This window comes from Pseudomonas guariconensis (genome assembly GCF_900102675.1).
GTDB classification, from domain to species: domain Bacteria; phylum Pseudomonadota; class Gammaproteobacteria; order Pseudomonadales; family Pseudomonadaceae; genus Aquipseudomonas; species Aquipseudomonas guariconensis.
This window is the reverse complement of the sequence record NZ_FMYX01000017.1, coordinates 56,677-73,978: the sequence shown is the minus strand read 5'-3', so window position 1 is coordinate 73,978 and position 17,302 is coordinate 56,677. Positions and strand designations below refer to the sequence as shown.

General features: G+C 62.1%; 22 protein-coding genes, 1 tRNA gene and 1 pseudogene. 23 read left to right on the top strand and 1 reads right to left on the bottom strand.

Annotation, left to right across the window (positions count from 1 at the left end; genetic code table 11):
* Positions 1 to 108 precede the first annotated feature (108 nt).
* From BLS27_RS22415 to BLS27_RS22330, 19 genes and pseudogenes are all read left to right on the top strand, one after another.
* Entirely contained in the window at positions 109 to 843 is a 735-nt protein-coding gene (locus BLS27_RS22415) for a Rha family transcriptional regulator (protein WP_341845472.1), read from the top strand.
* Positions 840 to 1,079, top strand: coding sequence for a hypothetical protein (locus BLS27_RS22410; RefSeq protein ID WP_090346884.1), 240 nt, complete (start codon positions 840 to 842; stop codon positions 1,077 to 1,079). Before BLS27_RS22415 ends, BLS27_RS22410 begins: the two co-directional genes overlap by 4 nt.
* Positions 1,079 to 1,864 carry a hypothetical protein gene (locus BLS27_RS22405; protein ID WP_090346906.1) on the top strand — a complete coding sequence of 262 codons (786 nt, stop codon included), beginning with the start codon at positions 1,079 to 1,081 and terminating at the stop codon, positions 1,862 to 1,864. The genes BLS27_RS22410 and BLS27_RS22405 overlap by 1 nt, the downstream gene beginning before the upstream one ends.
* Entirely contained in the window at positions 1,861 to 2,622 is a 762-nt protein-coding gene (locus tag BLS27_RS22400) for a replication protein P (RefSeq protein ID WP_090346883.1), read from the top strand. Before BLS27_RS22405 ends, BLS27_RS22400 begins: the two co-directional genes overlap by 4 nt.
* A 5-nt stretch (positions 2,623 to 2,627) precedes the next feature.
* Complete coding sequence (locus tag BLS27_RS23875; RefSeq protein WP_244155264.1) at positions 2,628 to 2,789, top strand: DUF1382 family protein; 162 nt, start codon at positions 2,628 to 2,630, stop codon at positions 2,787 to 2,789.
* Positions 2,789 to 3,007, top strand: a complete 219-nt coding sequence (locus tag BLS27_RS22395; protein ID WP_090346882.1) for a hypothetical protein — start codon at positions 2,789 to 2,791, stop codon at positions 3,005 to 3,007. Before BLS27_RS23875 ends, BLS27_RS22395 begins: the two co-directional genes overlap by 1 nt.
* Positions 3,004 to 3,411, top strand: coding sequence for a recombination protein NinB (locus BLS27_RS22390; protein ID WP_244155262.1), 408 nt, complete (start codon positions 3,004 to 3,006; stop codon positions 3,409 to 3,411). Before BLS27_RS22395 ends, BLS27_RS22390 begins: the two co-directional genes overlap by 4 nt.
* Entirely contained in the window at positions 3,330 to 3,761 is a 432-nt protein-coding gene (locus BLS27_RS22385; RefSeq protein WP_090346881.1) for a DUF2280 domain-containing protein, read from the top strand. The genes BLS27_RS22390 and BLS27_RS22385 overlap by 82 nt, the downstream gene beginning before the upstream one ends.
* Positions 3,748 to 4,449, top strand: a pseudogene (locus BLS27_RS22380) (terminase large subunit domain-containing protein); the annotation flags it as partial. The gene BLS27_RS22385 and the pseudogene BLS27_RS22380, both read left to right, overlap by 14 nt.
* Positions 4,450 to 4,493: 44 nt before the next feature.
* Complete coding sequence (locus tag BLS27_RS22375; protein WP_167358131.1) at positions 4,494 to 5,921, top strand: phage tail tape measure protein; 1,428 nt, start codon at positions 4,494 to 4,496, stop codon at positions 5,919 to 5,921.
* Positions 5,922 to 5,929: 8 nt separating this feature from the next.
* Entirely contained in the window at positions 5,930 to 6,277 is a 348-nt protein-coding gene (locus BLS27_RS22370; RefSeq protein ID WP_090346879.1) for a phage tail protein, read from the top strand.
* Entirely contained in the window at positions 6,274 to 6,981 is a 708-nt protein-coding gene (locus tag BLS27_RS22365) for a phage minor tail protein L (protein WP_090346878.1), read from the top strand. Before BLS27_RS22370 ends, BLS27_RS22365 begins: the two co-directional genes overlap by 4 nt.
* Positions 6,981 to 7,700 (top strand): Mov34/MPN/PAD-1 family protein, encoded by a 720-nt coding sequence (locus BLS27_RS22360; RefSeq protein WP_090346877.1) that lies wholly within the window; start codon positions 6,981 to 6,983, stop codon positions 7,698 to 7,700. Before BLS27_RS22365 ends, BLS27_RS22360 begins: the two co-directional genes overlap by 1 nt.
* Entirely contained in the window at positions 7,697 to 8,251 is a 555-nt protein-coding gene (locus BLS27_RS22355; protein WP_090346876.1) for a tail assembly protein, read from the top strand. The genes BLS27_RS22360 and BLS27_RS22355 overlap by 4 nt, the downstream gene beginning before the upstream one ends.
* Positions 8,251 to 11,466 carry a TipJ family phage tail tip protein gene (locus BLS27_RS22350; RefSeq protein ID WP_090346875.1) on the top strand — a complete coding sequence of 1,072 codons (3,216 nt, stop codon included), beginning with the start codon at positions 8,251 to 8,253 and terminating at the stop codon, positions 11,464 to 11,466. The genes BLS27_RS22355 and BLS27_RS22350 overlap by 1 nt, the downstream gene beginning before the upstream one ends.
* Positions 11,467 to 11,475: 9 nt before the next feature.
* Entirely contained in the window at positions 11,476 to 12,417 is a 942-nt protein-coding gene (locus tag BLS27_RS22345) for a hypothetical protein (protein ID WP_090346874.1), read from the top strand.
* Complete coding sequence (locus BLS27_RS22340) at positions 12,417 to 12,821, top strand: tail fiber assembly protein (RefSeq protein ID WP_090346873.1); 405 nt, start codon at positions 12,417 to 12,419, stop codon at positions 12,819 to 12,821. The genes BLS27_RS22345 and BLS27_RS22340 overlap by 1 nt, the downstream gene beginning before the upstream one ends.
* A 69-nt stretch (positions 12,822 to 12,890) precedes the next feature.
* Complete coding sequence (locus BLS27_RS22335) at positions 12,891 to 13,334, top strand: structural protein P5 (protein ID WP_090346872.1); 444 nt, start codon at positions 12,891 to 12,893, stop codon at positions 13,332 to 13,334.
* Entirely contained in the window at positions 13,331 to 13,843 is a 513-nt protein-coding gene (locus tag BLS27_RS22330) for a DUF2514 domain-containing protein (protein WP_090346871.1), read from the top strand. Before BLS27_RS22335 ends, BLS27_RS22330 begins: the two co-directional genes overlap by 4 nt.
* A gap of 5 nt (positions 13,844 to 13,848) precedes the next feature.
* On the opposite strand, the gene BLS27_RS22325 is transcribed toward BLS27_RS22330, so the two are convergent.
* Complete coding sequence (locus tag BLS27_RS22325) at positions 13,849 to 14,181, bottom strand: hypothetical protein (protein ID WP_090346870.1); 333 nt, start codon at positions 14,179 to 14,181, stop codon at positions 13,849 to 13,851.
* 192 nt (positions 14,182 to 14,373) lie between these two features.
* On the opposite strand from BLS27_RS22325, the gene BLS27_RS23870 reads away from it, so the two are divergent.
* The 4 genes from BLS27_RS23870 (at position 14,374) to clpP (ending at position 17,264) form a co-directional block, all read left to right on the top strand.
* A tRNA-Leu gene (locus BLS27_RS23870) sits at positions 14,374 to 14,477 on the top strand.
* Positions 14,478 to 14,667: 190 nt separating this feature from the next.
* Positions 14,668 to 14,967 (top strand): DUF6388 family protein, encoded by a 300-nt coding sequence (locus BLS27_RS22320; RefSeq protein ID WP_043213478.1) that lies wholly within the window; start codon positions 14,668 to 14,670, stop codon positions 14,965 to 14,967.
* A 249-nt stretch (positions 14,968 to 15,216) separates the two neighbouring features.
* Positions 15,217 to 16,530: a trigger factor gene (gene tig / locus BLS27_RS22315; RefSeq protein ID WP_070573986.1), complete on the top strand. Its 1,314-nt coding sequence runs from the start codon at positions 15,217 to 15,219 to the stop codon at positions 16,528 to 16,530.
* 92 nt (positions 16,531 to 16,622) lie between these two features.
* Positions 16,623 to 17,264, top strand: a complete 642-nt coding sequence (gene clpP, locus BLS27_RS22310) for an ATP-dependent Clp endopeptidase proteolytic subunit ClpP (RefSeq protein ID WP_043213484.1) — start codon at positions 16,623 to 16,625, stop codon at positions 17,262 to 17,264.
* Positions 17,265 to 17,302 lie beyond the last annotated feature (38 nt).

Genomic DNA, 17,302 nt, shown 5'->3' with positions numbered 1-17,302 from the left:
TCTTCAACTACTTCTGTGAGGCTGATTATGCACAGCTCCGACCTACATGTACAGGCCCTGAGCAGGGCCGCGCCACAAAATGCTAACCACGATTCTGTGGCGCGCACGATGTCTTCCCGCGAGATCGCTAGCGTCACCGGGAAGCGTCACGACAACGTGAAACGCACCATTGAAGACCTGGCGGCCAGCGGACTGGTCCATCCTCAATCTGAGGATGAATGGTCCCGCGATAAATTGGGCAGGGCTAGGGCAACCCGGATCTACAACGTCTGCGAGCGTGACAGCTACGCCATCGTTGCACAGCTTTCGCCGGAGTTCACATCCAAGCTGGTAGATCGCTGGCAAGAGCTTGAGCGATCCTTCGCTGCGGCCGCGCCGTTGCCGGCGAACAATTCCAAGGTTATCGGCGAACTGGCCATCCTGGAGTGCTTTGACCGCCTGCTGAAGCCGGCAAACTCCAGCAAGATGCTGATGTTGGCCAAGATCGCCCAGAACAACGGCCTGGATGCCAAGTTCCTGCCTGGCTACGCCATCGATGAGGCCACGGATGCTGCGGGCGGCTCATCCATGGCCACCAAGTCCGCTACCGCCCTGCTGAAAGACCACGGCATCCGCATGTCTCCAGCGGCCTTCAACAAGGCTCTGCAGCAGGCGGGCCTGCTCAAGATCATGCAGCGCAAAAACTCTAAGCAGGAGACAGTCACGTTCTGGTCCATCACCGACAAGGGTTTGCGATACGGCAAGAACCTGACCAGCCCTCAATCTCCCCGCGAAACGCAGCCTCACTGGTACGTGGACCGCTTCCCTGAACTGGCCGAGATGGTCGGGAAGGTGCGCCCATGAAAATCGTGACTCTTGTTGTAGAGACCCCAGCCACTCCTATCCGACTCGGCATGCCCCTGCTGGGCGGGCGCGTCACTGCGGCTGGCATTGGTGACTATTTCTCGTATGCCGAGCTGCTGGAGGCCGCGAAAGACCTCGTCCTGCTCATTGAGGATGGTGTCCCGCCGCGCCATGAGGCTCTCGAAACTGCAGCACAGGCAGCCAGAAACCTGATCACCAAGCTGGAGGCCCAATGATGGCCCGCTCAAGAAACATCAAACCAGGGTTCTTCTCGAACGAAGACCTTGCAGACCTGGGCTTCGCTGCTCGTCTGTTGTTCATCGGCATGTGGACCGAGGCTGACCGTGAGGGGCGGCTTGAAGATCGCCCGAAACGCCTGAAGATGGCGCTGTTCCCGGCTGACAACGTCGACATCGAGGGAATGCTCGATTCCTTGGCTGAGAAGGGCTTCATCCGTCGTTACGAGGCCTGCGGCGTAAAAGCGATTCAGGTGGTGAACTGGTCAAAACACCAGAACCCTCACGTAAAGGAAGCTGCGAGCACCATACCTGCAGAGGGCGAGAAACCACCTGTTCAGGGCGACTATGGTGCTAGCACCGGACAAGCACCAGACAAGCATGGTTCTTTCCCTGCTGATTCCCTCTCTCTTGATTCCCTTAACCTGATTCCTGATTCCCTCACTTCGTCGAGCGAGTCGCCGGCCGAGCTGTTCGCGAAGTTCTGGAAGCTGTACCCGCGCAAGGTTGGCAAGGCCAATGCCGAGAAGGCCTGGGCCAAGCTCAAAGTCGACGCAGCCCTGTTCAACCGCATGGCCACCGCACTGGCGGCTTGGAGCGTATCCGCTGACTGGACCAAGGATGGCGGTCAGTTCATCCCGCACCCGGCAACCTGGCTCAATGGCAAGCGCTGGGATGACGAGCTGCCATCAGCGGGCAACGTCCACCAGTTCCCGCCTCGCCGCCAGGGCAACGGACCTGACTTCGACGACACCAGCTGGGCTGATGACTTGGGGGTGTTATGAGCAAGTCAGTCGCTCCGAAGAGCGCCACGCAGATCATGTCCACGGCCCGCAACCTGCCAGCCGAGGCTCAGGCCCCGGCCAAGCAGCTGGACCCAGGCACCACCGAAGTGGTCAACGCCCTGTTCAAGGAGCTGCAGGCTATCTTCCCGGCGTGGAAGCAGGCCTGGCCGGATGACGAGGCCCTGAAGGCTGCCAAACGCAGCTGGATCAAGTCCTTCGTCGCCGCGGGCATCAGCACGCTCGAGCAGATCCGATTCGGCATCCAGAAGTGCCGGGTGCTGGGTACCGACTTCGCCCCGAGCAGCGGCAAGTTCATCAAGCTGTGCCAGCCGACGCCTGAAGAGATGGGCATCCCGCCGCTTGCTCGGGCCCTGGCTGAGGCGCTGGAGAACTTCCACCCCAGCAGGGCAGGTTCCCGTACCTGGTCGCACGCAGCAGTGCGTCACGCGGCCCTGCAATGCGAATCGCAAAACCTGGGGTCGATGGAGGTGGAGCGGGCTGAGAAGGTTTTCGCCCGGGCCTACGACATCACCATTCGCATGCTGGTCGCTGGCGAGCCCCTGGGCGAAATTGCCACCGGCATTGGCCATGACAGCCAGAAGAGCGCCGCCCAGCTGGCCGACGAGCACGCAAGCCAGCGCCAAGTCCGCTTGCTGGAAGTCCAGCAGATCCCAACCAGCGCCGCCGCGTGCCGTGCACACCTGCTGGCCAAGTTGAACATCAAGCGCGCCGGGCAGCCGGCCGGGGAGGGGGTGTGAGTCCGATGAAGAAGATCCGCGCCGCACTGATCCTGGCGCAGACGTTCGCGAAGCATGCCGTCCTGTTTGTTCCGGTGATCTGCGAGACCGAGGAAGAGCACGCGCAGTTGCTCGCCCAGGTCATGAAGAAGCTCGACGAGATGGAAGCTGCCGAGGAGAAGCACTGATGGCCATCGACAAGCAAAAGCTCCAACCCCTCCTGTGGTCGGTAGTCGCCTCCTGGCGCGCCGGCAGTGATGCCCTCGAGCGCCACACGGATGCACTGGACGAGTTCCTCGGCGAAACGACGGTGGAGGAGGTCGCGCTGGGCCTTCTGGACGAAATCAGCCAGCTCACCGCCAGGTTGCGCGCCGCAGAGAAGCAACTGCAGGAGGTGGCGGCATGACGGAGAAGATCAGCGTCAACAGCCAAGCCAAGCTCTCCGAGGCCGTGACAATGCTCACCCGCCTGTTCCGCGACAAGAAGTTCGTCGTGGTCACCATGCGCCCGGGAAAGGACCGCACCCTGGACCAGAACGCCCTGTGGTGGGCGATGTACGACCGGATCGCCAAGAGCACCGAGATGGGCGAAATCGAGGACGTGCGCCGGTACTGCAAGCTGCATTTCGGTGTTCCGATCATGCGTGCCGGCTGCGAGGAGTTCCGCACCGGCTGGGCCGAGTCGTTCATCCACCTGGACTACGAGGTGAAGCTGCGCCTGATGGGGCCGTGCGCGATGTTCGGGCCGGATGGCTTGACACGCCTACCCAGGTCTCACAAGCCGTCAAGCAAGAATTCGACATCGATGTGACCCGCCAGCAGGTCGAGCAGCACGACCCAACCAAGCGTGCTGGAGCGAACCTGGCGGCCAAATGGCGAACGCTATTCGAGGACACCCGTAAGCGGTTCCGCGAGGAGACATCCGAAATCCCCATTGCCAACCGGGCATTCCGGCTTCGTGTGCTTGGGCGGATGGCCGAGAAGGCCGAGAACATGAAGAACATGGCCCTGACTGCCCAGCTGCTGGAGCAGGCGGCCAAAGAGGTCGGCGATGTCTACGTGAACCGCCAGACCAAGAACGAGAATCCCCACGACAACGTGTCACCTACTCGGGTGCAGGTCGATGTGGTGGATGCGAGGAAGCCTGATGCCGTCACTTAACGTGCCCCAGGCCAGCTTCCTCCGTATGGAGAACAAGTTCCGCGGGTTCGTGGCCGGGTTCGGCTCTGGCAAGACCTGGGTGGGCTGCGCGGCGCTGTGCAAGCACGTGTGGGAGTGGCCCCGGATCGACTCCGGCTACTTCGCGCCGACTTACCCGCAGATCCGCGACATCTTCTTCCCTACCATCGAGGAAGTCGCCTTCGACTGGGGCCTGAAGGTCAAGACGAAGGAGAGCGACAAGGAGGTCGAGTTCTACAGCGGTGGCCAGTACCGCAGCACGACCATTTGCCGCTCGATGGAGAAGCCGCAGACCATCGTCGGATTCAAGATCGGGCACGCCCTGGTCGATGAGCTCGATGTTCTGCCCGCGCTCAAGGCCGAGCACGCCTGGCGCAAGATCATTGCCCGGATGCGCTACAACGTGCCTGGGCTGAAGAACGGCGTGGATGTGACGACAACCCCCGAGGGGTTCAAGTTCGTTTATCAGCAGTTCGTGAAGCAGCTGCGCGAGAAGCCAGCCCTGCAAGGCATGTACGGCCTGGTGCAGGCCAGCACGTTCGACAACGAGCTGAACCTGCCGCCTGACTACATCCCGTCGCTGATGGAGTCGTATCCAGCCCAGTTGATCCTGGCGTACCTGAACGGCCAGTTCGTCAACCTGAACTCCGGGTCGATCTACCACGCCTACGTGACCGCCTGCAGTACACGCTGGGCACCTACAAGCCCAGCCAGTTGCGCACGACGGCGAGCAACCAGGAAAAGCTGGCCAAGCGGCTCAAAGAGATCGACGAGCTGGCCAGGAAGTCGGCACTTGGCGACGGCGGGCGTGTGTACACCGAGGCCGAGCTGAACCAGCTGCGCGACGCTGCTCGTGAGCAGTTTAAGGATAACCCCGAACGCAAGGGACCCGCCTACCGCGAAGACGCCGGAACCAAGGCTCTCGATCAGGCCCGCCAGCAGTACTCAGTGCTCCAGCAGCAGAATGGCCTTATCGGCGCCCAGGTTGGAGAGATGCAGAAGCTGGGCGAGGCTGGTCAGGCCCTGGTGCGCTGGGAACAGCAACTGGCCGATATCAAGGGCAAGCAGGTGCTGACTGCCGATCAACGGTCGCTGCTGGCCAGCCAGGATCTGATCACTGCTCAGTTGAAGAAGAACGCAGCCCTTGAGCGCGAGATGCAGCTGCGCAAGGTGGCCACCGAGGAAGCGCAGAAGCTGTCGGCGTTCCAAGCCAACTTGAACAGTCAACTGCAGCGGGCCTCGGCGGTGTTGGAAAGCAATCTAGCCGGCATGGGCATGGGCGACGTTTCGCGCCAGCGCATGCAAGAACGTCTCAACATCGAGCAGCAGTACCAGCAGCAGCTGGACAACCTCGAGCAGCAGCACAACGAAGGGCGCATCAGTCAGAGTCTGTACGACAAAGAGACTGCTGCCCTCCGCCAGGCATTGAGCGACAGGCTGGCCATGCAGGATCGGTACTACCAGGATGTTGATGATGCCCAGCGCGACTGGACCCTGGGGGCGCAGGGGGCGTTCTTGACCTACTACGAGAACGCCAACGACTTCGCCGGTCAGTCTCGTCAGGCCTTCACCACAGCCTTCTCGGGCATGAACGACGCGCTCGTTGACTTCGTGAAGACCGGCAAGCTCTCGTTTTCAGACCTCACGGCGACGTTTGCGGAGACCGCTCTGCGCATGCTGATCCAATGGGGTACGTCGCAGGTGATCATGGCGGGCTTGAACGCCTTCACCTCGACGGCTGCCATTCCACTGGTAGGGCCTCTCGCTGCTCCTGCTGCTGCGGCGTCCAGCATGGGGCAGGCGGGCAGCTTCATGACCATGATCAACTCGGTCGCCGGTATGGCGCACGACGGTATGGACTACATCCCGCGCGAAGGCACATGGCTGCTCGATAAGGGTGAACGGGTCGTGGATAGCCGGACGAACAGCGACCTGAAGCGGTACCTGGCAGCATCCAATCGCGACTCCGACCAGCGCGGCCGCGGCGACCTCAACATCCCGATCCAGGTCTCCGTGCAGGGGCAGCCAGGCATGAGCGAGGCCGAGGCGCGCCGTCAGGGCCAGTTGGCCGGCGAGGGTGTTCGCGACCTGATCATGCAGATAATCCAAGAACAGCAGCGCCCAGGTGGCATGCTCGCGTAGGAAACTCAATGGAAACGCTACCCAACATTGGCCGACCGCCAGATTACGGTCTGACGGCGTCGGGCACGTTTGCGCGTGATGTGACGGGGTTCGGTGACGGTTACGAGCTTCGTCGAGTCGCCGGGCTGCAGCCGTTTCGGCGCACTTGGAATTTGACCTGGACCGCGCTGAAGGCTGGCCAGAAAGACACGCTCCGTAACTTCTTGAGCGCGCGCCGCGGGGTTGAGGCATTTCAGTGCACGATCCCAGGCGAAGGTGATCTGCGGGTTATCTGCGCCGAGCCCCCAGTCGTCAATCACATCGCCTACCGGCTCTACACCCTGACTGCCACCTTCATCGAGGACCTGAACCCATGACGCCCGAGATCATCGCGACGGACATGCAGCGCCTGGAGCAGGATGCGATCGTGCAGATGTTCGAGATCGACGCGACCCAGTACGGCGGTGAGGTCATGCACTTCGCCACGGCGGCGGTGGACGGTCAGCCGATCCGCTTCGGTGGCGTGCAGTACCTGCCGTTCCCAATCCAGGCCGAGGGCTTCGAGTGGAACGGGCAGGGCACTCTGCCGCGCCCGACTCTTTTGCTGGCAGCCCAGGACCTGGCTTTCCTGTCGCTGGTGATGTCAGCCAACGACCTGGTGGGCGCCCCGGTGCGGCGCAAGCGCACCTACCGCAAGCACCTGGATGATGGCAGTGATCCTGACCCCGACGCCTTGTTCCCGATCGACTACTACGTGATCGAGCGCAAGGCCCGGCAGAACCGCACGCAGATTCAGTTCGAGCTGTCGGTGCAGATGGACCAGGAGGGCCGGATGATCCCGGCCCGCCAGGTCCTGCGCGACACCTGCACGCACCGGTACCGGTGGTGGGATGGCACCCAGTATCGCTACGAAGGGGTGACCTGTCCTTATGCCGGTACTGGCGAGTGGACGGAGAGCGGCGCAAGCGCGGATCGCGGGGCTGACCGGTGCGGTAAGCGGCTCTCCGACTGCAAGCTGCGTTTTGGCATCTACGGCAATCTCCCGTTTTACGGGTTCCCAGGTGTGGCGAGGTATCGGTGATGTTCGAGAAGTACACGGAACAGCTACAGCGCGAGGCCATTGCCAGCTACCCACAGGAAGCGGTCTGGCTGATCACCCCGGGCGAGTGCCGGCGGGTGAAGAACATCGCCGCCGAGCCCACCAAGACGTTCCAGGTCGACAAGCGCACGATGGCGGCTGCCGTGGCGCGTGGCCTGCTGGCGGTGGTGCATAGCCACCCCGACTATCCGGCCTGCCCGAGCGCCGCAGACATGCGTGGGCAGGCGGCCAGCGGTGTGCCGTGGGGCATCGTGGCCACGGATGGCGAGCGGGCCACCGAGCCTGTCTGGTTCGGCGATCAGGTCGAGCGCACCCCGTTGGTGGGGCGTGGGTTTCGCCACGGCGTCACCGACTGCTACGCACTGATCCGCGACTACTATCGCCTGGAGCTGGGCATCGACCTGATCGAGTTCCCGCGGGACTGGGAGTGGTGGCTGAACGGCGGCGACTTGTACCGAGATGGCATCGCGCCCGCGGGCTTCCGCCGCATCGAGCAAGCCGAGGCTCTGCCGGGCGACATGTGGATTGCTCAACTGCGCTCACCGGTACCGAACCACGGCGGGGTGCTACTCGAGCACGGTCTCGCGCTGCACCACCCAAGCGGGAGTGACCCCGTAGACGCCGCCCAGCTGTCCCGGCGCGAGCCGATCGGCCGCTGGCTGCCGCACATCATCCTTTGGTTGAGGCATGAGTCACGATGAAGACCATCCATCTGCACGGCGCACTGGGCTCCCAATTCGGGGGCCCTTTTCGTTTGGACGTGCGCGATCCGGCCGAAGCAGTGCGTGCGCTGCTGGTGCAACTGCCGGGCTTCCGCGAAGCGCTGGAGGCCGGCCACTGGCATGTACTGCGCGGCCCGCTCGAGCAGGGCGAGTCCTTGGCCGAGGAAGGTCTGGTGGTTGCCCTGGGCGCCGCTGATGAGGTCCATATCCTGCCGGCAATCGAGGGCGCCGGCGGCGTGATGAACATCGTTTCCGGCATCTCTATGGTCGTCTGGGGCGTGATGACCGGCAACTACGGCATGGTCAAGAAGGGTTTCAACAAGACCACGGGCGGGGTCACAAGCTTGTTCAGTCAAACCCCGAAGAGCAACGACTACGCCGGACGCGAGTCAGCAGATGAACGCCCGTCGTTCCTGTTCGACGGGCCCACCAACACCAGCACCCAGGGCCTGCCGGTACCGGTGATCTATGGCCGGGTCAGGACCGGCTCTATTGTGGTCAGCGCTGGGCTGACCGCCGAGGAGGTGTAATGGACAACATCCACGGCGCCAAAGGTGGCGGCAAGGGCGGTGGTGGCGGCTCGTCGAGGACGCCAGTCGAGGCGCCGAACACGCTGCGATCCGCTGCAACGGCACGGATTATCGACCTGTTGGGAGAGGGGCCGATCGTTGGCTTGGTGAATGGGCTCAAGTCGGTGTTTCTCGACGATACCCCGCTGCAGGCCGCAGACGGCAGTTTCAACTTCTCCGGGGTGACGGTGACCACCCGAACCGGCGAGGCCATACAGGCGCCGATTCCTGGCTTTTCTGTCGTCGAGAGCGAGGTCGATGTATCGACCCAGATCAAGGCGGGCATGCCTCTGGTGCGGGCCATCACGAACCTTCAAGCGAACTCGATCCGTATCAAGGTCCGCGCGCCTGCGTTATCCAGTCAGGATCCCAAGACCGGCGATATCAACGGTTCATACGCGCAACTGCTGGTCGAGGTAAGACCGAGCAATGGCCCCTGGGTCAGTTCGGCGATGATCATTTTCAGTGGCAAGACCAATTCGCCCTACGAGAAGCAGCAGCGCATCTACCTGGATGGCGTAGGGCCCTGGACAGTCCGCGTGACCCGGCAGACGCCAGACGGCACCGCCACGGTCCAGAACGATACCTATTGGGCCAGTTACACCGAAATCATCGAGGCTCGGATGATGTACCCGGACAGCGCCTTGATCGGCCTTACGGTCGACGCGCGCCAGTTCGGTTCCGAAATCCCGTCTCGTGCCTATGACGTGAAAGGCCGCATCATTCGTGTGCCTACGAACTACAACCCGGTCACGCGGGCGTACACCGGGCTTTGGGATGGCACCTACAAGCTGGCCTGGACGGACAACCCCGCCTGGATCTACCTGGACCTTGCAACCCATCCCCGTTACGGGGCTGGCCTGGAAAGCGTCGACAAGTGGTCGCTCTACCAGATCGCCCAATACTGCGACGAATTGGTGCCCAACGGCTACGGCAAGATGGAGCCGCGCTTCACCGTCAACACCGTGCTGGCCGAGCAGGTTGAGGCGATCAACGCCCTGAATCAGTTGGCCAGTGCATTTCGTGGCATGACGTACTGGGGCAGCAATTCGGCGGTGGCCGTGGCGGACATGCCAAACGATCCGGTCAAGCTGGTGTCACCGGCCAACGTCATCAACGGTGAGTTCGAGCGGGTCGGTACCGGCCTGCGGGAGCGCCATTCGGCTGCGCTGGTGAGTTGGAACGACCCTCAGGACGGCTACAAGAAGCAAGTCGAGGTCGTGGAAGACGCTGCCGCCATCCGGGAGTTTGGATGGCGGCAGCTGGATGTGACGGCGTTCGGTTGTACGTCACGCGGCCAGGCGCACCGGCTCGGCCGCTGGCTGCTTTACAGCGAGCGCGCCGAAACCGAAACCATCAGCTACACCGCGGGCGTCGACCATGCCGACCTGCGCCCAGGCGACATCATTGCCGTGTCAGATCCCTCACAGGCTGGCGCACGCTTGAGTGGGCGTGTTCGGGTTCCGGGGCTGTCGGAACTGCAGCTCGACAAAGTGCCCGACGAGATCGTTGGGTTTGACTGGTTCATTGATGTGATGCTGCCAACCGGCGTGATCGAAAGACGCCAGGTGCAGGCCTTCACTGGAAACGTCGTCACGCTGATCGAGCCACTGAGCGCCGTCCCCGTGGTAGCGGCGATGTGGGTGCTGTCGAATCTTTCCGTTGAGCCTGAGCTGTTCCGGGTTGTCGGCGTATCGGAGAAGGAGGGCGCCCAGTACCAGGTGACGGCAGTCGAGCACGACCCTGACAAATACGCCCGCGTCGAGCTGAACCTGAACCTGCCTGAGCGGGATACCTCGCTGATCCCAACCGGACCGCTGCCGGCGCCGATCAACCTCGCGGTTGACGAGTACCTGTACCGTGCCGGCGTGGCGGTGAGATCGGGCGCGTCAATTTCGGTCACTCCGCCCAGCGATCCCCGGATCACGCTGTATGAGTTTCAGGTCTGGCGCCCCGGCGAAAGCGACTACGGTCCGCTGAGCATGCAGTCCGGCGTGACGGCGGAAATGCAGGACACCAACCCGGGCGAGTACAAGATCCGCGTCCGCTCGATGGCTATCACCGGCCTGCGCTCGCCCTGGGCCAGCCTGACCGTGTCGCTGCAGGGCCTGCTGCGGCCTCCTGCCGATATCGCCGACCTGCGGCTGACGGTCAACGCCGGACAGCTGACACTGTGGTGGCCACCGGTTCCTGACCTTGACCTTGACCATTATGAGGTTCGCTACAGCCCGGCTTTGGCTGGGGCGACCTGGGCCAGCGCCCAGGTGGTGATCGATCGCGTTTCGGCGGGGGTCAACACGGCAACCCTGCCGGCTCGCCGCGGTACCTACCTGGTGCGCGCAGTAGACACCAGTGATGTCTATAGCCTGAATGCTGTATCGGGTACCTCGGAAATCGCCGACCTGGACAGCTACAACGCCGTCGAGGTGGTGGAGGAGGGCCCGGCCTGGCCGGGCGAGCGGATGGATGTCAGCGTGTCGCTCGGGCAATTGCAGCTGGACAGCCAGGACACACTCTCAGACTGGGCAACGCTAGCCGAGGTCGTGACCATGGCCTATGGCACGTCGGGACTCAAGGAGGAGGGCTGGTACTACGCCGACGAAATCGTCGACATGGGCCACGTCTACACCGCGCGCCTCACCAGCGAAGTTCTGGCCTTTGGCTTTGACATCCTTGGCACCATGGCGAGCTGGGTCACCCTGGCGTCGATCGACCGGCTATCCGATGTCGATCCCGGCCAATGGGGGCTGACGCTGGAGGTTTCGCAAAGCAGTACTCCGCAGCCAGCGGCGCCGACGGATTGGACCCCCTGGGCCCCGCTGACCATTGGCGAGCACACGGCGCGGGCGTTCCGCTTCCGCCTGCATCTGCGCAGCTATGCGCCGGCGGTGACCCCGAGCGTCAGCCAGATGCGCATCGTCATTGACATGCCTGACCGCGTTGCCGGTGCCAATGACTTGCTGTGCCCGGCCGGAGGGGTGCGGATCAGCTTTGCCCCCGCCTTCATGGTGCGTCCTGCCCTGGCCGTGGATGCGCAGGGCCTGAGCGTGGGGGATCGCAAACTGGTCACCAACATCGACGACAGCGGCTTCGACGTCCGGTTCTTCGACAGTGCCGGCAACGGGGTTGCGCGCACATTTGACTATCTCGCCAAGGGCTATGGCCGGCGGATCTAAGGAGTACCTATGAGCCAATTCGATTGGGGTGCAATGGACCCCAACGCAAAGAGCGGGTCGCAGCTCGCGATTGACCTGAACAATTTTCGCGATGCGCTGAACTCATTGCACCGCGGCATCTCGCGCCCACCCTATGTGCAGGCCGGCATGCTGTGGCTCAAGGAGGTCACCACCGAGCAGTGGGACGTCGTGCTCCACGATGGCCAGGCCGATCTGGTCCTGCGCAGCCTGAACCCAACCACCTCCGAACTGTTCAAGATCCCGACTGAGGAGGTGGATGGCCTGGACGAGGCGCTTGGCGCAACCGTGCAGAAGGACGCAGCCACGACAACCGGTGCGGCCATCCTTCCGGGTGGCACGCCGGCTCAGCGACCCTCTACCGCCGTCAACGGCATGATCCGCTACAACAGCACTACCGGGCAGTTCGAGGGCTATCTCGGCGACACCTGGCGGTCCATCAGTTCTGCCCCGGATGACCTGGGCGAGCTGTGGGCTTACCAGCCAATTGGCGTGCCCATCCCCTTGTTCACCCACCTTACCGGGGTGGTTGAGCCGCCGAAGGACAAAAGCTATCGGTATGTGAAGCTGACAGCGGCCGATGACTACAACACGGGCATCCTGACCTCAGAGAGCGTGTCGGGCTCGGCGCCGCTGGTGCTGGCCACCGCAGTGATCAACCTGTCCGGCAGCCCCATCAACGGGCGGACGATCAGCCTGATCAACACCGAGCGCCGGTTCATTCGTGCCGGCTCAGCGGGCACGCTTGAATTCGATCAGATGGTCACGCACTCCCACGTCGGGCGTACCGCGACCTCCTCCGTGGGCGTGGCATCGGGCGGAGTAGGCATCGGTTCCGCAAACAACACAAACCTCCAGACCGGTGATGCGGGCACGGGCAACGAGACCCGACCCAAGAACATCGGCGCCACCTATTACATGAGGATCAAGTAATGCCCTATGCAGCGAATGGCGAGGTTCGGCGTGACTTTGCCGAAGGGTTCGTCGAAATCACCGAGGCACAGTATCTGGAAGCCATCGACGGCATGTGCGAAGGGCTGGTGGTGACCATCGACGGCGGCTTCAAGGTGGCTCCACCTCCTGAGCCTGAGCCAGAACCGGAGCCAGAAAAAACGCCAGAGGAGATCGAGGCGCAGGTCAAAGCGCAGCGTGACGGCTTGCTGTCGTTTGCAACGTTGCGGATTGCGCCGCTGCAAGATGCTGCCGACCTGGGCGAGGCGACAGCAGCAGAGGAGGCTGCACTCATGGCCTGGAAGCGATACCGGCTCGCATTGAATCGCGTCGAGACGCAAGAGGGGTATCCCGAGACGGTCGATTGGCCCGTGCCACCGGCCTGATCGACTGAACGACAGCTTGCCCACGAAGACAACCGCCTGATGGCGGTATTTTTTTGCCTGGAGAAAACTATGACCGCACGCGGCGTCCGCAACAACAATCCCGGGAACATCGATTTCAACCCGCGCAACGACTGGGTGGGCCAGCTGGGTCTGGAGCTTGGAGCCAGCAAGCCGCGCTTCGCTCGCTTCGACTCTCCCGAGAACGGCATCCGCGCCCTGGGCAAACTGCTCATTGCCTACCGCGGCAAGGATGGCATGCCAGGCGTGGGCGGGAAGGGCATCGACACGGTGCTAGAGACCATCAACCGCTGGGCACCGTCGAACGAGAACGACACCGATGCCTACGCGTTGGCCGTGGCCAAGCGCCTGGGCGTGCGCACCACTGACCCGATCAACATCAAGGACCCGGCCACGCTGCGGGTGTTCGTCGAGAGCATCATCATCCATGAGAACGGCGGCAACCCGTACAAGTCCCAGGTGATCGACGAGGGCGTGCGGAGGGCTCTGGCGTGAACGGCTGGGGCTTGCGTGCGCTGGCGCTCCTGCTGGTGGTGGCGTCCTACTGGGGCACCTACCAGCACGGCCGATCTGTCGAACGCGCTGAGGCTGCCACAGCATCGGCGCAGCGCGACAGCGGCGACCGCCTGGCCGAGGTATTGGGCGAGCGCAGCGCGAGGGAGGAAGAACAACGACGCGCCCATGCGCAGGAGGAGGCGAGAGCCCATGCAAGAGAAGAACACCAGGTGGCTGATGCTGGTGCTGCTGGCGCCGATGCTGCTGGCCAGCGGCTGCAGCACGACGCAGCCAATTTCGCCGCCACCGTCCGTTGCCCCGCCGCGGATACCTCCGCTATCGCCCGAGGCCAGGCAGCCACCCGCGCCGCCATGGTGCTCTCCGACCTGCTCACACGGGCTGATGCTCGAGCGGGAGAGCTGGCGAAAGCGTATGACCGATCCCGAATAGCTGGCCAGCAGTGCGAGGCGGAGTATGACGCTATGGTCAGAAGGCCTGTATCTCGATAGCCATTTCACTCCTCGGCCTCCTTCAGCTCCTTCTTACTTAGATTCTTCCGTGGGTCAAGGTCGTAGCCATCCCTGGTCAGGTCTATGCCGTACCGACACCTCGCCATATTCATGAGGTGCACATACTCGACGTAGGCGCCGTTCGCACGGCGGAACTCGGCAGCGATCTGCTCCTGCAGCCCCTGGTTGATTTCCACCAGCTTTGCGATATTGCGCTTGGCCTTAGCCAGCTCGCGCCTGAGCTGGTCGTTTTCATTGCAAAGCATGTGGGATTGGTGCTCAAGAATTTCCTCTCGAGTGGGCATGCCGAGCTCGAACCCGGTTGTGTCGATGTCCATGGGGCTTCTCGCAGTACTGGATGTGCATACAGTATGAAAAATTTATTTTTCGGCAAGGCCCAGTCGACGAGGTGTTTCTGTAGAAGGTGGTTTTTGTTCTGGCAGAACGCCGTGACGCTGTGTGACGGGATTGTGCTGCACACGCGGAGTGATGTGACACAGAGTGGGACATTTTGGATGGTGGCAACGAGTGCGGGCGTCGCAACCTATTGATTTCTATGGTCTAATACCAAACCGGCATGATTTAGGTTCCAGCGGCGCAAGCTGTAAGAGTTCGAGTCTCTTCGTCCGCACCATCCTTGGTTTTGCCGCCTTTCGTTGAGTCGCGCTAAACCCATAAAGAAGCCGCCTGGAGCGGCTTTTTTATTGTCTGCAGTTTCTTCAAGCATCAGTGCCCGGCGTGTGGTACTGGTGCTGCTCGGGCAAAAATTGTTAGATTTCAGCCGGTTGAAATAGGGCAAGCGGGCCCGATATAGGAGCTGTCGCATGATTGCAAAAGAAGCTCGCCAGGCATTGGCACTGCAGCGTTTCGCTGAGGCCAATCCGCAATTGCTCGAGGAGATCCGCGAGCTTGGTGCGCATGAACAGGCCCAGCAGATCCAGTGGGCGTTCGAGGATGCTGCGCAAGAGCAGGGTGTCGAGCCTTGGGAGCTGGCATTGCAATTGATCGCTCAAAGCCCCGAGGAGCTGCAAGTCATGCGCTTGGAGGTGCACCGTGAGGTGGCCGAGGCGCTAGGGATGAGCTGGGAAGAGTATTGCCAGTTCAACGAGATCGACTCCGACTGAGCTCTGCCTTTATATAGCTGCATTGTTTGACAAGTTTTTACAGCGCAAGCGACGTGCAACCGCCGTTGCGTGCAAGCGATACGCGGGGGCTTCGGCGGCGCGCCGTGCGGGGCCTTCAATGAAATTGACCGGTGTGGTTCTCCGTCATCTGGGGTGGGGTGACTTCTGATGCGCGAGTCACTAGAATGCTTGCCCTTGATTCTGGAGTCGGGCTATCGCCGGCTAACGTCTGTGCAACGAGGAATATCCATGCAAGTTTCTGTTGAAAACACTTCCGCTCTCGAGCGCCGCATGACCATCGCCGTTCCGGCCGAGCGCGTCGAGAACGAAGTCAACAAGCGTCTGCAGCAGACTGCCAAGCGCGCCAAGGTCGCCGGCTTCCGCCCAGGCAAGGTGCCGATGAGCGTCATTCGTCAGCGTTTCGAGGCCGATGCCCGTCAGGAAGCGTTCGGTGACCTGGTCCAGGCTTCCTTCTACGAAGCCATCGTCGAGCAGAAGCTGAACCCGGCTGGTGCTCCTGCTGTCGAGCCCAAGTCCTTCGAGAAAGGCAAGGACCTGGAATTCGTCGCCATCTTCGAAGTCTTCCCAGAGTTCACCGTTAGCGGCCTGGAGTCGATCAAGGTCGAGCGCCTGAGCGCCGAAGTCGCTGACGCGGACCTGGACAACATGCTGGAAGTGCTGCGCAAGCAGAACGTACGTTTCGAGGCCGTTGAACGTGCCGCCCAGAACGACGATCAGGTCAATATCGATTTCGTTGGCAAGATCGACGGCGAAGCTTTCGCGGGTGGTTCGGCCAAGGGCACCCAGCTGGTGCTGGGCTCCGGCCGCATGATCCCAGGCTTCGAAGACGGTCTGGTTGGCGCAAAAGCGGGCGAAGAACGCGTTGTCAACGTGACCTTCCCTGAGGACTACCAGAACCTGGACCTGGCCGGCAAGGCTGCCGAGTTCACCATCACCGTCAACAGCGTTTCGGCACCTCAGCTGCCTGAGCTGAACGAAGCCTTCTTCGCCCAGTTCGGCATCAAGGAATCGACCCTGGAAGGCTTCCGCGCCGAAGTTCGCAAGAACATGGAGCGTGAGCTGCGTCAGGCAATCAAGGCCAAGGTCAAGAACCAGGTCATGGACGGTCTGCTGGCCGCCAACCCGATCGAAGTGCCGAAGGCTCTGCTGGAGAACGAAGTCAACCGTCTGCGCGTGCAGGCTGTTCAGCAGTTCGGCGGCAACATCAAGCCAGAGCAACTGCCGGCCGAGCTGTTCGAAGAGCAAGCCAAGCGCCGTGTGGTCTTGGGTCTGATCGTTGCTGAGGTGGTCAAGCAGTTCGAGCTGAAGCCGGACGACGCCAAGGTCCGCGAAATGATCGAGGAAATGGCCTCGGCCTACCAAGAGCCGGAGCAGGTCATCTCCTGGTACTACAAGAACGACCAGCAACTGAACGAAGTCCGTTCGGTTGTGCTGGAAGAACAAGTTGTAGATACTGTCCTGCAGAAAGCGACTGTGACCGACAAGTCGGTCTCGTACGAAGAAGCTGTCAAGCCAGCACAGGCTCCTGCCGCCGCTGAGTGATAGGTCTTCTCTCGTAGGAAACCCCCACAAGCCAGCCTTCGAGCTGGCTTGTGCGTATTCAAGCCATGACTATTTGGGAGTGAGTGCAGGACATGTCCCGCAATTCTTATATTCAACAGAGCTCCGACATCCAGGCCGCGGGCGGTCTGGTCCCGATGGTTATCGAGCAGTCCGCCCGTGGCGAGCGCGCCTACGACATCTACTCGCGCCTATTGAAGGAGCGTGTGATTTTCCTGGTTGGTCCCGTAGAGGACTACATGGCCAACCTGGTGGTGGCACAACTGCTGTTCCTTGAAGCGGAAAACCCGGACAAGGATATCCATCTGTACATCAACTCGCCGGGTGGTTCGGTCACCGCCGGCATGTCGATCTACGACACCATGCAGTTCATCAAGCCGGACGTCTCGACCATCTGCATCGGTCAGGCCTGCAGCATGGGCGCATTCCTGCTGGCGGCCGGCGCTGCAGGCAAGCGTCACTGCCTGCCGAACTCGCGCGTGATGATTCACCAGCCATTGGGTGGCTTCCAGGGCCAGGCGACCGATATCGAGATCCATGCCCAGGAAATCCTCAACATCAAGGCGCGTCTGAACGAGCTGCTGGCCCATCACACTGGCCAGGATCTCGAGACCATCAAGCGCGACACCGAACGCGACAACTTCATGAGTGCCGCGCGCGCGGCCGAGTACGGCCTGATCGACTCGGTCTACGACAAGCGGCAACTGGCGTCCTGAACCAAGGTGCCAGAGCGGGTGGGCGCCGTTGGCGCCTA

What these genes read in the sequence shown, in the direction of transcription:
- BLS27_RS22415 (WP_341845472.1), top strand. Translation starts at nt 109, where the DNA reads ATGTCTTCCCGCGAGATCGCTAGCGTCACCGGGAAGCGTCACGACAAC.
- BLS27_RS22410 (WP_090346884.1), top strand. Translation starts at nt 840, where the DNA reads ATGAAAATCGTGACTCTTGTTGTAGAGACCCCAGCCACTCCTATCCGA.
- BLS27_RS22405 (WP_090346906.1), top strand. Translation starts at nt 1,079, where the DNA reads ATGGCCCGCTCAAGAAACATCAAACCAGGGTTCTTCTCGAACGAAGAC.
- BLS27_RS22400 (WP_090346883.1), top strand. Translation starts at nt 1,861, where the DNA reads ATGAGCAAGTCAGTCGCTCCGAAGAGCGCCACGCAGATCATGTCCACG.
- BLS27_RS23875 (WP_244155264.1), top strand. Translation starts at nt 2,628, where the DNA reads ATGAAGAAGATCCGCGCCGCACTGATCCTGGCGCAGACGTTCGCGAAG.
- BLS27_RS22395 (WP_090346882.1), top strand. Translation starts at nt 2,789, where the DNA reads ATGGCCATCGACAAGCAAAAGCTCCAACCCCTCCTGTGGTCGGTAGTC.
- BLS27_RS22390 (WP_244155262.1), top strand. Translation starts at nt 3,004, where the DNA reads ATGACGGAGAAGATCAGCGTCAACAGCCAAGCCAAGCTCTCCGAGGCC.
- BLS27_RS22370 (WP_090346879.1), top strand. Translation starts at nt 5,930, where the DNA reads ATGGAAACGCTACCCAACATTGGCCGACCGCCAGATTACGGTCTGACG.
- BLS27_RS22365 (WP_090346878.1), top strand. Translation starts at nt 6,274, where the DNA reads ATGACGCCCGAGATCATCGCGACGGACATGCAGCGCCTGGAGCAGGAT.
- BLS27_RS22360 (WP_090346877.1), top strand. Translation starts at nt 6,981, where the DNA reads ATGTTCGAGAAGTACACGGAACAGCTACAGCGCGAGGCCATTGCCAGC.
- BLS27_RS22355 (WP_090346876.1), top strand. Translation starts at nt 7,697, where the DNA reads ATGAAGACCATCCATCTGCACGGCGCACTGGGCTCCCAATTCGGGGGC.
- BLS27_RS22350 (WP_090346875.1), top strand. Translation starts at nt 8,251, where the DNA reads ATGGACAACATCCACGGCGCCAAAGGTGGCGGCAAGGGCGGTGGTGGC.
- BLS27_RS22345 (WP_090346874.1), top strand. Translation starts at nt 11,476, where the DNA reads ATGAGCCAATTCGATTGGGGTGCAATGGACCCCAACGCAAAGAGCGGG.
- BLS27_RS22340 (WP_090346873.1), top strand. Translation starts at nt 12,417, where the DNA reads ATGCCCTATGCAGCGAATGGCGAGGTTCGGCGTGACTTTGCCGAAGGG.
- BLS27_RS22335 (WP_090346872.1), top strand. Translation starts at nt 12,891, where the DNA reads ATGACCGCACGCGGCGTCCGCAACAACAATCCCGGGAACATCGATTTC.
- BLS27_RS22325 (WP_090346870.1), bottom strand. Translation starts at nt 14,181, where the DNA reads ATGGACATCGACACAACCGGGTTCGAGCTCGGCATGCCCACTCGAGAG.
- BLS27_RS22320 (WP_043213478.1), top strand. Translation starts at nt 14,668, where the DNA reads ATGATTGCAAAAGAAGCTCGCCAGGCATTGGCACTGCAGCGTTTCGCT.
- tig (WP_070573986.1), top strand. Translation starts at nt 15,217, where the DNA reads ATGCAAGTTTCTGTTGAAAACACTTCCGCTCTCGAGCGCCGCATGACC.
- clpP (WP_043213484.1), top strand. Translation starts at nt 16,623, where the DNA reads ATGTCCCGCAATTCTTATATTCAACAGAGCTCCGACATCCAGGCCGCG.